Genomic DNA, 13,906 nt, shown 5'->3' on the forward strand with positions numbered 1-13,906 from the left:
ATGACAACGACAACCTCCGCTGGGATCAACCTCACTGAGGCCGACCTGCAGCAAAAGGCCAAAGACCACCTCTGGATGCACTTCGCGCGCCAGTCGACGATGGAGACCGACGGCGTGCCCATCATCGTGCGCGGCGATGGACACCACATCTGGGACAGCCGCGGAAAGCGCTACTTCGACGCGCTCAGCGGGCTGTTCGTCGTCAACGCGGGGCACGGGCGCAAGCGCCTCGCCGAGGCAGCGGCGCGGCAGGCCGAGACGCTCGCCTTCTTCCCGATCTGGTCCTACGCGCATCCGGCGGCCATCGAACTGGCCGACCGGCTCGCCGACTACGCTCCCGGCGACCTGAACCACGTGTTCTTCTCGACCGGCGGTGGCGAGGCGGTCGAGACGGCGTTCAAGCTCGCGAAGGCGTACTGGAAGCTGCAGGGCCGGCCGACCAAGCACAAGGTCATCTCACGCTACGTCGCCTACCACGGCACGCCGCAGGGCGCGCTGGCCATCACAGGCATCCCGGCGATGAAGGAGATGTTCGAACCGGTCACCCCCGGCGGGTTCCGGGTGCCGAACACCAACTTCTACCGCGCCAAGGAGATGGGTTACGAGGGAGAGACCATCGAGGGCTTCGGCCAATGGGCGGCGAACCGCATCGAGGAGATGATCCTCATGGAGGGCCCAGAGACCGTCGCGGCCGTCTTCCTCGAGCCGGTGCAGAACTCGGGCGGATGCTTCCCGCCGCCTCCCGGCTACTTCCAGCGCGTTCGTGAGATCTGCGACAAGTACGACGTCCTCATGGTCGCCGACGAGGTGATCACCGGATTCGGCCGGATCGGCAACTGGTTCGCGTCGACCACCTACGGCTTCGTACCGGACATGATCACCTGCGCGAAGGGCCTCACCAGCGGCTACTCCCCCGCAGGTGCCACCATCGTGAGCGATCGTATCTACGAGCCGTTCCGCACCGGAGAGACAGCCTTCTACCACGGCTACACGTTCGGCGGACACCCGGTGTCGGCGGCGGTGGCACTGGAGAACCTCAACATCTTCGAGGAGGAGAAGCTCAACGAGAACGTGCGAGAGAACTCGCCGATCTTCCGGGCGACGCTCGAGAAGCTGCTCGACCTGCCGATCGTCGGCGATGTCCGCGGCGACGGCTACTTCTTCGGAATCGAGCTGGTCAAGGACAAGGACACGCGCGAGACATTCAACGACGAGGAGTCGGAGCGCTTGCTGCGCGGCTTCTTGTCGAAGGCGCTGTTCGACGCCGGCCTGTACTGCCGCGCGGACGACCGGGGAGACCCGGTGGTGCAGCTCGCGCCGCCGCTGACCATCGGTCCGGCCGAGTTCGACGAGATCGAAAGCATCCTGCGCTCCGTGCTGAGCGAGGCGTGGACCCGACTCTGACCGACAACGCGTCGCACCCGAGCCTCTGGATGGACACGCTCGGGCGCGATGCGGTCGGAATTCGCGAGCCGCTGGCCGGCGACATCGAGGCGGACGTCGCCATCATCGGCGGCGGGCTCACCGGCCTGTGGAGCGCCTACTACCTCCTGCAGCACCGGCCCGACCTGCGCGTCGTGGTGCTGGAGAAGCGGTTCGCCGGGTTCGGCGCCTCCGGACGCAACGGCGGCTGGTGCTCTGCGCTGTTTCCCAAGTCGGCGAGCGCGCTGGAGCGCCGTCACGGTTTCGCCGCCGCGGTCGCGATGCGGCGGGCGATGGTGGACACGGTGGACGAAGTCGGCCGGGTCGTCACGGCCGAGGGCATCGACTGCGACTTCCTGAAGGGCGGCACGCTGCTCTTCGCACGCACGCCCGCCCAGCTTTCAAGCGCGCGCGCCGACGTGGTGGAGTCGACCAGGTTCGGTGTCGACGAGTTGCGGATGCTCGCGGACCCCGACCGCGTGCTGGATCCGTCGTGCGCACGCGTGCATCCGGCGAAGCTCGTACGCGGCGTCGCCGAAGTGGTGGAGCGCCTCAGCGCGGTGATCCACGAGGCCACCACGGTCACGTCCTGGCAGCCCGGAGTCGTCACCACCGACCGCGGCGCGGTGCGGGCTGGCTCGATCATCGTCGCGACGGAGGGCTACGGCGCTGCCATCGCGCAGACCCACCGCTCGGTGCTTCCGCTGTACTCGCTCATGATCGCCACCGAACCGCTCCCGGATGCGCTCTGGGAGGAACTGGGGATCGAACACGGGCAGACCTTCTCCGACTACCGGCACCTGCTGATCTACGGGCAGCGCACGGCCGACAACCGGATCGCGTTCGGTGGACGCGGCGCCAGATATCACTGGGGCAGCAGCATCCGGTCCGATTACGACCGCAGCACGCGCGTGTTCCACCATCTGCGCGAGGCGCTCGTCGACCTGTTCCCGCAGCTGGCGGACGTCGCCGTCACGCACAGCTGGGGCGGGCCGCTCGGTGTGCCGCGCGACTGGCACGCCGCGGTGCGGTACGACGAGCACACCGGCATCGGCTGGGCGGGCGGCTACGTCGGCGACGGGCTGTCGACCACGAACTTGGCCGGGCGCACGCTCGCGGAGTTGATCACCGGCGAACGCACCGAACTGAGCGAGCTGGCGTGGGTAGGGCATCGCTCCCGTGACTGGGAGAGGGAACCGCTGCGCTTCCTCGGTGCGAACGCCGGCCTGCTCGCGATGTCGGCCGCGGACATCGAGGAGCGCGTCACGAAGCGCCCCTCCCTCGTGGCGCGTGCGATGGGCCCGCTCGTCGGGCAGTGACCGGCCGCCGAGGCTGCCGATCGTCATTGAGTCGGGAGGAGTGGCCCCTATCCGCTAGCTCATAACGGCCAAACCTCCCGACTCAACTGCACAACAAACTCGTTACGAAGCCGAAACGCGCGGTTCCGCGATTCGCCCGCTGGTAGCCTAGACGGGCCAGTTCACCCGAAGGAACCGATGATCGACGACCCCGAACTACCCCTCAGGCGGATTCGGCGTCGTCGGCGGCGCTGGCCTGCGATCGTCGGCGGGGTGGTCGTGGCGATTCTCGTCGCCGGAGCGGGCGGCGCCGGAATCTGGGCCGCGAACAACCCGCAGCACGTCCTGGACCGCGTCACGGTCTGGCAGTTCGAACCCACCGGGGACGTCGCCGGTCATGTCGAGCGCCTGAAGCTCACCGAGCACGGCGAATACCTGTACTACGCGAGCCAGCCGGAAGTGAACTCCGGAGAGGCGTTCGAGGCGAGTTGCCCGAGCCGCGACGAGGACTTCGGCATCCTCGGCTGCTACCGGCCCGCCGAGAAGCTCATCTTCATCTTCGACATCACCGACGAACGCCTCGACGGCGCCGAGGAGGTCACCGCCGCGCACGAGCTGCTGCATGCGGCGTGGGACCGGATGGACACCGACGAGCGCGATCGCCTTGCGGTGCTGCTCGAGGCCGAGTTCGACGCCCTCGCCGACGACGAGCGCTTCCAGGCGCGCATGGAGTTCTACGCCAAGACCGAGCCAGGGCAGCACGCCAATGAACTGCACTCGATCATCGGCACCGAGGTGCGCGAGCTGGCACCCGAGCTCGAGGAGTACTACGAGCGCTACTTCACCGACCGCAGCATCGTCGTCGGCCTGCACGAGCGCTCCAATACCGTCCTCACCCAACTGCGCGCCGAGGCCAGTGCGCTGGTGGAGCAGCTGGACGCCTTGGCGCTGGAGATCGAGGCCGACTACGAGGCGTACACGGCCGGCTACGAGCGGCTGAACGTCGACGTGGATGTGTTCAACGCTCGCGCCGACCGCGGCGACTTCGAGAGCTCGTTCGCCTTCAACCGGGAACGGGATGCGCTGCTCTCCCGCCAGAAGGCGCTCGACGCCCTGTTCACCTCCATCCAGGACCGCAAGGGCCAGTATGACGAGATGGTGATCCAGCTCGGCGAGGTCGACGCGACCCTCGGCGAGCTGCAGCGGGGCCTCAACATCGGCTCCCAGGAAGCCGCCGACCTGTAGCCGACTACACCTCGTCAGAGACGGGGGCGGCGAACTGCGCGTCGTAAAGTCGGCGGTACGCCCCGTCCGCATCCAGCAGTTCCGCGTGGGTGCCCTGCTCGACGATGCGTCCCTTCTCCATCACCAGGATCAGGTCCGCGTCGCGGATGGTGGAGAGCCGGTGCGCGATCACGAAACTGGTCCGGTCGCTGCGCAGCGCGGCCATCGCATGCTGCACGAGCACCTCGGTGCGAGTGTCGACCGAACTGGTTGCCTCATCCAGGATGAGCACGCTCGGCTTGGCCAGGAACGCGCGCGCGATGGTGAGCAGCTGCTTCTCCCCCGCACTGACGTTGGACGCCTCGTCGTCGAGGACCGTGTCGTAGCCGTCGGGCAGGGTGCGCACGAACCGGTCCACGTAGCTGGCCTCGGCTGCCGCCTCGATCTCGGCCTCTGTGGCATCCGGGCGGCCGTAGGCGATGTTGTCGCGGATGGTGCCGCCGAACAGCCAGGTGTCCTGCAGAACCATTCCGGTGCGGGAGCGGAGGTCGTCGCGGGTCATGTCCCGGATGTCGACGCCGTCCAGTGTGATGCGCCCGGCGTCCAGCTCGTAGAACCGCATGATGAGGTTCACGAGCGTGGTCTTGCCCGCGCCGGTGGGCCCGACGATCGCGATCGTGCTGCCGGGTTCCGCGACGAGGTTGATGTTCTCCAGCAGCGGCCGGTCCGGTGAATAGGAGAATGACACATCCTGGAACTCAAGGCGCCCGCTGCGAGTGCCGGGGGTTGCCGGATGCTCAGGGTCGGGGGTCTGCTCGCGCGCGTCCAGCAGCTGGAAGACCCGCTCGGCGGAGGCGACGCCGGACTGGATCAGGTTCGCCATGCTGCCCAGCTGCGCGACCGGCTGGGTGAATTGGCGCGAGTACTGGATGAAGGCCTGCACGTCACCGAGCCGCATCGAGCCGGCGGCGACCTGCAGCCCACCGACCACGGCAATGGCCACGTAGAGCAGGTTTCCGACGAACATCATCGACGGCATGATGATGCCGGACACGAACTGGGCGCCGAAGCTGGCCTCGAACAGCTCCTGGTTCTTCTCCTCGAAACGCTTGCCCACCTCACGTTGCCGGCCGAAGACCTTGACCAGCGAGTGGCCGGTGATGGCCTCCTCGACCTGCGCGTTCAGCTCACCGGTGTTCTTCCACTGCGCCACGAACATCGGCTGCGACCGGCGCGCGATCAGCGCGGTGATCACTACCGAAAGCGGGATGGTGACCAGCGCGATGAGGGTCAGCAGCGGCGAGGTGATGAACATCATGATCGCGATGCCGATGACCGTCAGCAGCGAGGTCAAGATCTGGCTCAGTGTCTGCTGGATGCTCTGCGACACGTTGTCGATGTCGTTGGTGACCCGGCTCAGCAGCTCGCCGCGGGGCATCCGGTCGAAGTAGCCGAGCGGGAGACGGTTGATCTTGTCCTCGACGTCCGCGCGCAGCGTGTAGATGGTGCGCTGCACGACGGCGTTGAGCACCAGACCCTGCAGCCAGCCGAACACCGACGCGAGCACGTAGAGCGTGAGCACCCACAGCAGCACCGTGCTGAGCGCAGCGAAGTCGATGCCGGCACCGGGGACCAGGTGCATGCCGCTCAGCAGGTCAGCCTGCTGGGTCTCGCCGGCCGCACGCAACTGGGCGATCACCTGCTCCTGGGTGACCCCGGCCGGCAGCTGCTTCGAGATCGCACCCTCGAAGATGAGGTTGGTGCCCTCGCCGAGAAGCTTCGGCCCGAGGACCGAAAAGACGACGCTGATGATCGCAAGCACTGTGACGGCGATAAGGCTCAGCCATTCCGCACTGAGCAGCCCGGCGAGCCGCCGCAGCGACCGGGCGAAGTTCAGCGGCTTCTCGACCGGCGCACCCATGTTCCAGCCGCCGCGCTCGCCCTTCGGCAGTCGCTCGGGCGAACGCTCCTCCTCGGGCTCGACCGCATCCGCCGAGTCGCCGGATGCGCGTTCCGCCTCGTCCCTGAAGCTCACGCCGCCTCCTCCGGGGTCAATTGCGACGAGACGATCTCTCGGTAGGTCTCGTTCGAGAAAAGCAGCTCATCGTGCGTGCCACGCCCGACGATCTCGCCCTTCTCCAGCACCAGGATCTGGTCGGCGTCGATGATGGTCGAAACGCGCTGCGCGACGATCAGCTGGGTCGCGCCGTGCACGTTGCTGCTGAGCGCCGCGCGGAGTCGCGCATCCGTTCCCGTGTCGAGCGCGGAGAACGAGTCGTCGAACACATAGAACTCCGGCTTCTTCACCAGCGCGCGGGCGATGGCGAGCCGTTGCCGCTGCCCGCCGGACACGTTCGTGCCGCCCTGCGCGATCGTCGCCTCGAGCTGGCCGTCGAGCTCCTCGACGAAGTCCCGGCCCTGCGCGATCTCCAGTGCAGCCCACAGCTCGTCGTCGGTCGCATCCGGCTTGCCGAACCGCAGGTTGGAGGCGACGGTGCCCGAGAACAGGTACGGCTTCTGCGGCACGAGCCCGATAAGACTCCAGAGCAGGTCGGGGTCGAGGTCGCGAACGTCGACACCATCGACCAGCACCGCGCCGGCGGTGGCGTCGACCAGCCGCGGGATCAGGCTCACCAGAGTGGTCTTGCCCGCGCCCGTGCTGCCGATGATGGCTGTGCGCGTGCCGGGCTGAATGGTGAAGCTCAGCGACCGGAGAACCGGCAGTTCCGCGCCGGGGTAGGAGAAGGTCACATCGCGGAACTCGAGCGAGCCGGGAACGCCAAGTTCGGTCACCGGCGATACGGGGGGCGTCACCGAGGTCTCGGTCTTCAGCACCTCCCCGATGCGGTCGGCGCTGACCGCGGCGCGCGGCAGCAGGACGCCAAGGAAGGTGGCCATCATGACGCCCATCAGAATCTGCACCAGGTACTGCAGGAAGGCCACGAGCGTGCCGACCTCGATCTCGCCGGCGTCGACCCGGAGCCCACCGAACCAGATGACCGCGACGCTCGAGACGTTCATCACGAGCAGCACGGTGGGGAACATGAGTGCGAACAGCCGGCCGGCGCGCAGCGCGGTGTCAGTCAGGTCCCGGTTGGCGGTCGCGAACCGCTCCCGCTCCGCCTTCTCGCGCACGAACGCGCGGATGACCCGGATGCCGGTGAGCTGCTCACGCAGCACCTGGTTGACCCGGTCGATGCGCTTCTGCATGAGCCGGAACAGCGGCACCATCCGCACGATGATCGCCCCGAGCGCGATCAGCAGCACCGGGATGCTCACGGCCATCAGCCAGGACAGCCCGACATCCTGCTGCAGCGCGAGGATCACGCCGCCGATGGCGAGGATCGGCGCGGAGATGAACAGCGTGCAGGTCATCAGCACGACCATCTGCACCTGCTGCACGTCATTCGTGGCGCGAGTGATGAGCGATGGTGCGCCGAAGGAGGCGACCTCACGCTCGGAGAATTCGCTCACCCGGTGGAAGATGCCGTCGCGCAGGTCGCGCCCGAGCAGCATCGCCGTCTTGGCGCCGAAGTAGACCGCGGCGATGGCCGCCGTGATCTGCACGAGGGTGACCCCGAGCATCACGCTGCCCACCATCAGGATGTACCCGATGTCGCCCGTGGCGATTCCGTCATCGATGATGTCGGCGTTGAGGGTCGGGAGGTACAGCGACGCGATCGACTGGGCAAGCTGGAAGGCTGCGACCGCGACAAGGAGGGGCCAGTGGGGCTTCAGGAAGCGCCCCAGCAGAGGAAGAAGCATAGGGAAGAGAGTGTACTCCGGCGGTGGGATCGCGGCTTCTACACTTGGGAAAAGTCAAGGAGGTCGGCGTGCGCGCGGTCAGCTATTCGGAGTACGGGGGTCCCGAGGTGTTGCAGGTGGTCGACCTGCCGGATCCGGAGGTCGGCGATGGCACGGTGCGCGTGCGGGTGCGCGCGGCCGGTCTGAACCCGTTCGACTTCAAGGTTCGTCGCGGCGGCTACCTGCCGTCGCATACCCTGCCGAGCCTGCAGGGTGCCGAGTTCGCCGGTGTCGTCGACGCGGTCGGTGATGGTGTCACCGGATGGGCTGCAGGCGACGAGGTGCTCGGCTGGGTCGGCCGCGGCGCGCAGGCCGAGTTGGTCGTTGTCCCCGCGAAGAACCTCGCGCGCAAGCCGGCTTCGCTGGACTGGGCGGCGGCCGCCGGGATCGGACTCGTCGGCAACACCGCGAAGCGGTCGACCCAATCGCTTGGCCTGGGCGACGCCGACACGGTGTTTGTGAGCGGCGCATCCGGAAGCGTCGGCCTGCTGAGCGCCCAGTTCGCGCTGCGCACCGGGGCGAAGGTCGTCGGCACCGCCGGCCCGGCGCACCACGACTTCCTGTCTGGCCTCGGCATCGTCCCGGTCGCCTACGGTGATGGCATGCTCGACCGGTTGCGCGAAGCCGCGCCGCAGGGGTTCACGGCGATGCTGGACACGATCGGGGGCGAGTCGATCGAAGCCGGGCTCGCGCTCGGCATCCCGCCGGAACGCATCAACACCATCGCGGACAGCGCCTCGGCGCAGACGTATGGGCTGAACACGGTCGGCGGCGGCGGCAAGACCGCAGCGGAGCTCGAGGAGCTCGCGGCAGACCTCGCCGATGGACGCCTGGTGCTGCCGGTGCGCGCTGCCTTCCCTCTCGACCAGGTCGCTGATGCGTTCCGGGAGCTGGAATCTCGCCACGGCTCGGGCAAGGTCGTGCTGCTCCTCTGATCACCCGCAAAGGTTTGTGCCAAAAGCAAGCGAACGTTCCGTTGCGGTTGGCACAAACCTCTGCCGAGGGTGCCGAGCTAGGCGAAGATCGCGGTGATCTGGGCGACCTCGTCGGCGGTGGGCTTCCACAGCGTGCCCAGACCGGCATTCTGTTCGATCTGCTCAACGCTCGTGGCGCCAGCGATGACACTCGTGACGTTCGGCTGGGCGAGCAGCCAGGCGAAGGTCGCCGCGATCATGCTCACGCCGCGCTCGTCGCAGAACGCGCGGTAGCGCTCGACGGCGTCCCAGTTCACAGTCGCCATCAGCTCGGGCTTGATGACGGTGATGCGCGCGCCCTTCGGGCCGCCGTCCTTCGAGTACTTGCCGGTGAGGATGCCGTTGTACAACGGGAAGAACGGCAGGAACCCCAGCCCATACTGGCGCACGGCCGGCAGCACCTCCTTCTCGACACCGCGGGAGAGCAGGCTGTACTCGTTCTGCGCCGAGATGAAGCGCTGGTGCCCGTTCAGGCGCGCCGTGAACTCAGCCTCGGCGATCTGCCAGCCGGTCAAGTTCGAGTGGCCGAAGTAGCGGATCTTGCCCTCGTCGACGAGTTCATCGAGCGCCGCGATGGTCTCCTCGATCGGGGTGTGCGCATCCGGGGCGTGCAGTTGGTACAGGTCGATCCAGTCGGTCTGCAGGCGGCGAAGCGACGCCTCGATCGCGAGACGGATGTACCGGCGCGAGCCGCGAGCGCCCCAGTCGGGACCGTTGGCGCCGGCCATGTCCATGCCGAACTTGCTCGCGAGCACGATCTGATCGCGGCGCCCCTTGAGCGCGTTGCCCATGAGCGTCTCGCTGAGCCCCCGCTCGTGGCCGTAGATGTCTGCGGTGTCGAAGAGTGTGATGCCGGCATCGATCGCTGCGCCGATGACCCGGTCGGTGCCCTCCTGTGTCTCGGTTGCCGTGTGGGCGCGGCCGAAGTTGTTGCAGCCGAGGCCGACGGTGGAGACACGGAGCCCGGATGGGCCGAGATTGCGGTAGTCGATCGTTGCCATTCCCCTACGCTATCCGCTCCTCACCACGGCTCTTGACCGCCGCGGAGTGCGCCGATCACCGGCCGTTCGTGCCGGACGCGACAACGCCCGAGTACCGTCGCCCCATGACCGCATCAGCCCCGTCCCCGTCCTTTCTCGTCCGCACCGACAGCCCGATCGGGCGGCTCGAACTCTCCAGCGACGGGGCGAACGTCACGCGTCTGGTAGTCGAGTCGAACGGCACCCTGCCGCGGGACGGTGAGCCGGAGCGGGGCAATCGTGTGCTCGAACGTGCTGTTCAGCAGCTCGAGCAGTACTTCTCGGGTCGACGTCGGAAGTTTCGCCTGCCGCTGCAGCTGACTGGCACGGCGTTTCAGCAGGCGATCTGGAATCGATTGCTCGAGCTCGAGCATGGTGAGGTCATCAGTTACGGGACTCTCGGCGCGGCGGCCGGTCGAGCCGGGTCCGGACGGGCGGTGGGCACGGCCGTGCGCAGCAATCCGGTGCCGATCATCGTGCCGTGCCACCGGGTGCTGTCCACCGCCGGCACCGTGATCGGGTACTCGGGCGGACAAGGCATCCCGACCAAGCTGTGGCTGCTCGCCCACGAAGGGGTGCTGCTCCCCCAGCCAGCCTGACGGGTCTCAGGCGACAAGCAGCTCCAGCTCGCCGCCGTCGGCGACAGTCAGGTCGAATCCGGCGCCGGCCGCCCAGGCGGTGAGGGACGCGGCATCCGAATGCTCGATGCCGGCTTCGAGCAGAGCCCGGGTGAAGAGGCCCTTCGACTTCTTGTTGAAGTGGTTCAGCGCACGCCGTCGGCCGTCACCGTCGGCGGACACCACACGCACGTAGGCTGCCTGCGACGGCGCAGGGCCCATGTCGACGTAGGACTCGGAGCGAAGATCCAGCACGAACGTCTCCCGGGCCAGTTCGGCCGCGATGGCATCCCGCCAGGTGCGCTGCAGCGACACGCCCGGCAGGCGCGAGTCGTGCGACAGCCGATACGCCGGAATCGGGTCCAGCGCCCCGACGAGTCCGAACAGCGCCGAATGGACGACCAGGTGGCGACCGGCGAACTCCCGCGCACCGACCGACAGGCTCTGCGCGTCGAGCGCGTCGAACAGCACTCCCGTGTAACGGTCCATGGCGGGCAGCTGGGGCGACCGGTTGATCGCGCGGTTGCGTTCCAGTTCGTGCGACTGGGTGGGGCCGAGCTTCAACGCCCGCGCGGCGACCTGGGGATCCTCGTCGAGCAAGCCCAGCGCATCGAGGACCGCCGTGCGTGGTTCGGTCAGCGCCGGGAAGCGCAGCGCCGCGAGGTCCAGCGCCGTGTCCGGCGCGCCACCGTCGCGTTTGGTCTCGGACGGCGGGAGGAGGATCAGCATCGTGGCGGCTCGCAGGTAGACGGCGAATGGGCAGGTGGTGAGACACGAAATCGGCGGGAGCCCCAGGGTTCCCGCCGATTTCGAAGAGTGCGCGCCTCTAGGAGATCAGTTCGGCGTTGCGCGCCACGATCGTCACCGTGTCGTGCTCGACCGAGAGGAAACCGTCCTCGGCGTTTGCCCTGACGGTGGCGCCGTCCTCGGTCGTGACGCGAACCTCGCCGACGCCGAGGATCGCGAGCATCGGCTCGTGACCGGGCAGGATGCCGATCTCTCCCTCGACCGTGCGGGCGACGATCTGCTTCGCACGACCCGACCACACCTCCTGGGCGGCCGAGACGACGCTCACGTTGAGGTCGGCCATATCAGCCGTTCTCCTTCTGGATCTGCGCCCAGCGCTCTTCGACGTCCGAGATCGAACCGACGTTGAAGAACGCCTGCTCTGCGACGTGATCGAAGTCGCCGCGAGCGATCGCGTCGAAGCTCTCGATGGTGTCCTTCAGCGGAACGGTCGAGCCCTCGACACCGGTGAACTTCTTCGCCATGTAGGTGTTCTGCGAGAGGAACTGCTGGATGCGGCGCGCACGCGACACCGTGATCTTGTCCTCTTCGGACAGTTCGTCCACACCGAGGATCGCGATGATCTCCTGCAGTTCCTTGTTCTTCTGCAGGATCTGCTTCACGGTCGTCGCGACGCGGTAGTGGTCCTCGCCCAGGTAGCGCGGGTCCATGATGCGGCTCGTCGAGGTGAGCGGGTCGACCGCGGGGTACAGACCGCGAGATGCGATCTCACGGCTGAGCTCGGTCGTCGCGTCAAGGTGCGCGAAGGTCGTCGCCGGGGCCGGGTCGGTGTAGTCGTCCGCGGGAACGTAGATCGCCTGCAACGACGTGATCGAGTGACCACGCGTCGAGGTGATGCGCTCCTGCAAGATGCCCATCTCGTCGGCAAGGTTCGGCTGGTAGCCCACCGCGGACGGCATGCGGCCCAGCAGCGTCGATACCTCGGAGCCGGCCTGCGTGAAGCGGAAGATGTTGTCGATGAACAGCAGCACGTCCTGCTTCTGCACGTCGCGGAAGTACTCGGCCATGGTCAGGGCCGACAGCGCGACACGCAGACGCGTGCCGGGCGGCTCGTCCATCTGGCCGAACACGAGCGCGGTCTTGTCGAAGACGCCCGCCTCTTCCATCTCGTGGATGAGGTCGTTGCCCTCACGGGTGCGCTCACCGACACCGGCGAACACGGACACACCACCGTGGTCCTGCGCGACGCGCTGGATCATCTCCTGGATGAGGACGGTCTTGCCGACGCCCGCACCACCGAACAGGCCGATCTTTCCACCGAGCACGTACGGCGTGAGCAGGTCGATGACCTTGATGCCGGTCTCGAACAGCTGGGTCTTCGACTCGAGCTGGTCGAACGCCGGGGGCCGGCGGTGGATGGGCCAGCGTTCGGTGATCTCGATGGTCTCGCCTGGCTCGGCATTCAGCACATCGCCGATGACGTTGAAGACGCGACCCTTGGTGACATCACCGACGGGAACCGAGATCGGGGCGCCGGTGTCACGCACTTCCTGGCCGCGGACCAGGCCGTCGGTCGGGTTCAGAGCGATGGCGCGTACAACGTCGTCGCCGAGGTGCTGCGCGACCTCGAGGGTGATCTCGTGCGCGTCGTCGCCGATGGTGACGGTGGTCTTCAGCGCCTGGTAGATGTCGGGGATCGCATCGTGCGGGAACTCGATGTCGACGACCGGGCCGGTGACGCGCGAGACGCGGCCAATGCCGGAGTTGTCGAGCGGCAGCTGGTCGGCCTTCTTCGCCCGGGATGCCGCGGGCTTGCGCGCCGCGGGCTTCTTGTTCTCAGCGGGGGCTGTCGTGGTCATGGCTTCCCTATTCTCCTAAAGAAGGTTACTTGGCCGAGGCGAGGGCGTCTGCGCCGCCGACGATCTCGGAAATCTGCTGGGTGATCTCGGACTGGCGCGCGTTGTTGGCTAGGCGCGTGTAGTCCCGGATGAGCTTGTCTGCGTTGTCGCTCGCCGACTTCATCGCCTTCTGCGTCGCCGCCTGCTTGCTCGCATCCGACTGCAGGAGCGCATTGAAGATGCGGCTCTCGATGTAGACCGGCAGCAGCGCGTCCAACACTGCGTCGACCTCGGGCTCGAACTCGTAGAGCGGAAGGATCTCGCGCTCCCCGGGCTCCTCGACACCCTCGACGACCTCCAGCGGCAGCAGACGAACGACCTCGGGGGTCTGCGTCAGCATGCTCACGAAGCGGTTGTAGACGATGTGGATCTCATCCACTCCGCCTTCGCTCGTCGGCTGGATGAACCGCGACACCAGGGCATCGCCGATCTCGCGAGCGAGCTCCACCTTGGGGGTGTCGGTGCCGCCGATCCAGGCTTCCTCGGTGGCACGCTTGCGGAACGCGAAGTACCCGACAGCCTTGCGGCCGATGAGGTAGTAGACGACGTCCTTGCCCTGGCTCTTCAGCAGGCTCGCGAGTTCCTCAGCCTCGCGGAGCACGTTCGCGTTGAACGCGCCCGCGAGACCGCGGTCCGAGGAGAAGATGACGATCGCAGCGCGCTCGACCTTCTCCGGCTCGGTGGTGAGGATGTGGTCGACGTTGGAGTACGTCGCGACGGCCGAGACCGCACGCGTGACCGCACGCGAGTACGGTCCTGAGGCCGCGACCCGCTGTTGCGCCTTCTGGATGCGCGAAGCGGCGATCAGCTCCATGGCCCGAGTGATCTTCTTGGTCGTCTGGGCAGAACGAATTTTCTGCCGGTAGACCCGAAGTTGCGCTCCCATGTCCCTACTCTTCTCGT

At 67.3% G+C, this 13,906-nt stretch carries 12 protein-coding genes; 5 read left to right on the plus strand and 7 right to left on the minus strand.

Annotated elements, in window-relative coordinates:
* From HGK58_RS11920 to HGK58_RS11930, 3 genes are all read left to right on the plus strand, one after another.
* A complete protein-coding gene (locus HGK58_RS11920) occupies positions 1-1,404 on the plus strand; it encodes an aspartate aminotransferase family protein (RefSeq protein WP_168627846.1) in 1,404 nt (467 codons plus the stop codon).
* On the plus strand, positions 1,389-2,741 hold the full coding sequence (locus tag HGK58_RS11925; protein ID WP_349236215.1) for an FAD-binding oxidoreductase: 1,353 nt from the start codon (positions 1,389-1,391) through the stop codon (positions 2,739-2,741). Before HGK58_RS11920 ends, HGK58_RS11925 begins: the two co-directional genes overlap by 16 nt.
* 177 nt (positions 2,742-2,918) lie before the next feature.
* Positions 2,919-3,965, plus strand: coding sequence for a hypothetical protein (locus HGK58_RS11930; protein ID WP_168627847.1), 1,047 nt, complete (start codon positions 2,919-2,921; stop codon positions 3,963-3,965).
* 4 nt (positions 3,966-3,969) lie between these two features.
* Here HGK58_RS11930 and HGK58_RS11935 read toward each other — a convergent pair whose 3' ends face one another.
* Complete coding sequence (locus HGK58_RS11935; RefSeq protein ID WP_246865570.1) at positions 3,970-5,895, minus strand: ABC transporter ATP-binding protein; 1,926 nt, start codon at positions 5,893-5,895, stop codon at positions 3,970-3,972.
* Between the two features lie 80 nt (positions 5,896-5,975).
* Positions 5,976-7,709 (minus strand): ABC transporter ATP-binding protein, encoded by a 1,734-nt coding sequence (locus HGK58_RS11940; RefSeq protein ID WP_168627848.1) that lies wholly within the window; start codon positions 7,707-7,709, stop codon positions 5,976-5,978.
* A 68-nt stretch (positions 7,710-7,777) separates the two neighbouring features.
* On the opposite strand from HGK58_RS11940, the gene HGK58_RS11945 reads away from it, so the two are divergent.
* Positions 7,778-8,683, plus strand: coding sequence for an NADP-dependent oxidoreductase (locus HGK58_RS11945; RefSeq protein WP_168627849.1), 906 nt, complete (start codon positions 7,778-7,780; stop codon positions 8,681-8,683).
* A gap of 77 nt (positions 8,684-8,760) precedes the next feature.
* Here HGK58_RS11945 and HGK58_RS11950 read toward each other — a convergent pair whose 3' ends face one another.
* A complete protein-coding gene (locus HGK58_RS11950) occupies positions 8,761-9,723 on the minus strand; it encodes an aldo/keto reductase (protein WP_168627850.1) in 963 nt (320 codons plus the stop codon).
* Between the two features lie 104 nt (positions 9,724-9,827).
* Here HGK58_RS11950 and HGK58_RS11955 point away from each other — a divergent pair, with 104 nt between their 5' ends.
* The gene (locus HGK58_RS11955; RefSeq protein ID WP_168627851.1) at positions 9,828-10,340 is read left to right on the plus strand and encodes a methylated-DNA--[protein]-cysteine S-methyltransferase; all 513 of its coding nucleotides are present in this window, start codon (positions 9,828-9,830) and stop codon (positions 10,338-10,340) included.
* Between the two features lie 6 nt (positions 10,341-10,346).
* Here HGK58_RS11955 and HGK58_RS11960 read toward each other — a convergent pair whose 3' ends face one another.
* The 4 genes from HGK58_RS11960 to HGK58_RS11975 all read right to left on the minus strand — a co-directional run bounded on the left by HGK58_RS11960 (position 10,347) and on the right by HGK58_RS11975 (position 13,889).
* Positions 10,347-11,087 carry a peroxide stress protein YaaA gene (locus HGK58_RS11960; RefSeq protein WP_168627852.1) on the minus strand — a complete coding sequence of 247 codons (741 nt, stop codon included), beginning with the start codon at positions 11,085-11,087 and terminating at the stop codon, positions 10,347-10,349.
* A gap of 97 nt (positions 11,088-11,184) precedes the next feature.
* The gene (locus HGK58_RS11965) at positions 11,185-11,448 is read right to left on the minus strand and encodes a F0F1 ATP synthase subunit epsilon (RefSeq protein ID WP_168627853.1); all 264 of its coding nucleotides are present in this window, start codon (positions 11,446-11,448) and stop codon (positions 11,185-11,187) included.
* 1 nt (position 11,449) lies between these two features.
* Complete coding sequence (atpD, locus tag HGK58_RS11970; RefSeq protein ID WP_227411675.1) at positions 11,450-12,964, minus strand: F0F1 ATP synthase subunit beta; 1,515 nt, start codon at positions 12,962-12,964, stop codon at positions 11,450-11,452.
* Between the two features lie 25 nt (positions 12,965-12,989).
* On the minus strand, positions 12,990-13,889 hold the full coding sequence (locus HGK58_RS11975) for a F0F1 ATP synthase subunit gamma (protein ID WP_168627854.1): 900 nt from the start codon (positions 13,887-13,889) through the stop codon (positions 12,990-12,992).
* Positions 13,890-13,906: the final 17 nt, after the last annotated feature.

Source organism: Cryobacterium sp. BB307 (assembly GCF_012274275.1).
GTDB lineage: Bacteria > Actinomycetota > Actinomycetes > Actinomycetales > Microbacteriaceae > Terrimesophilobacter.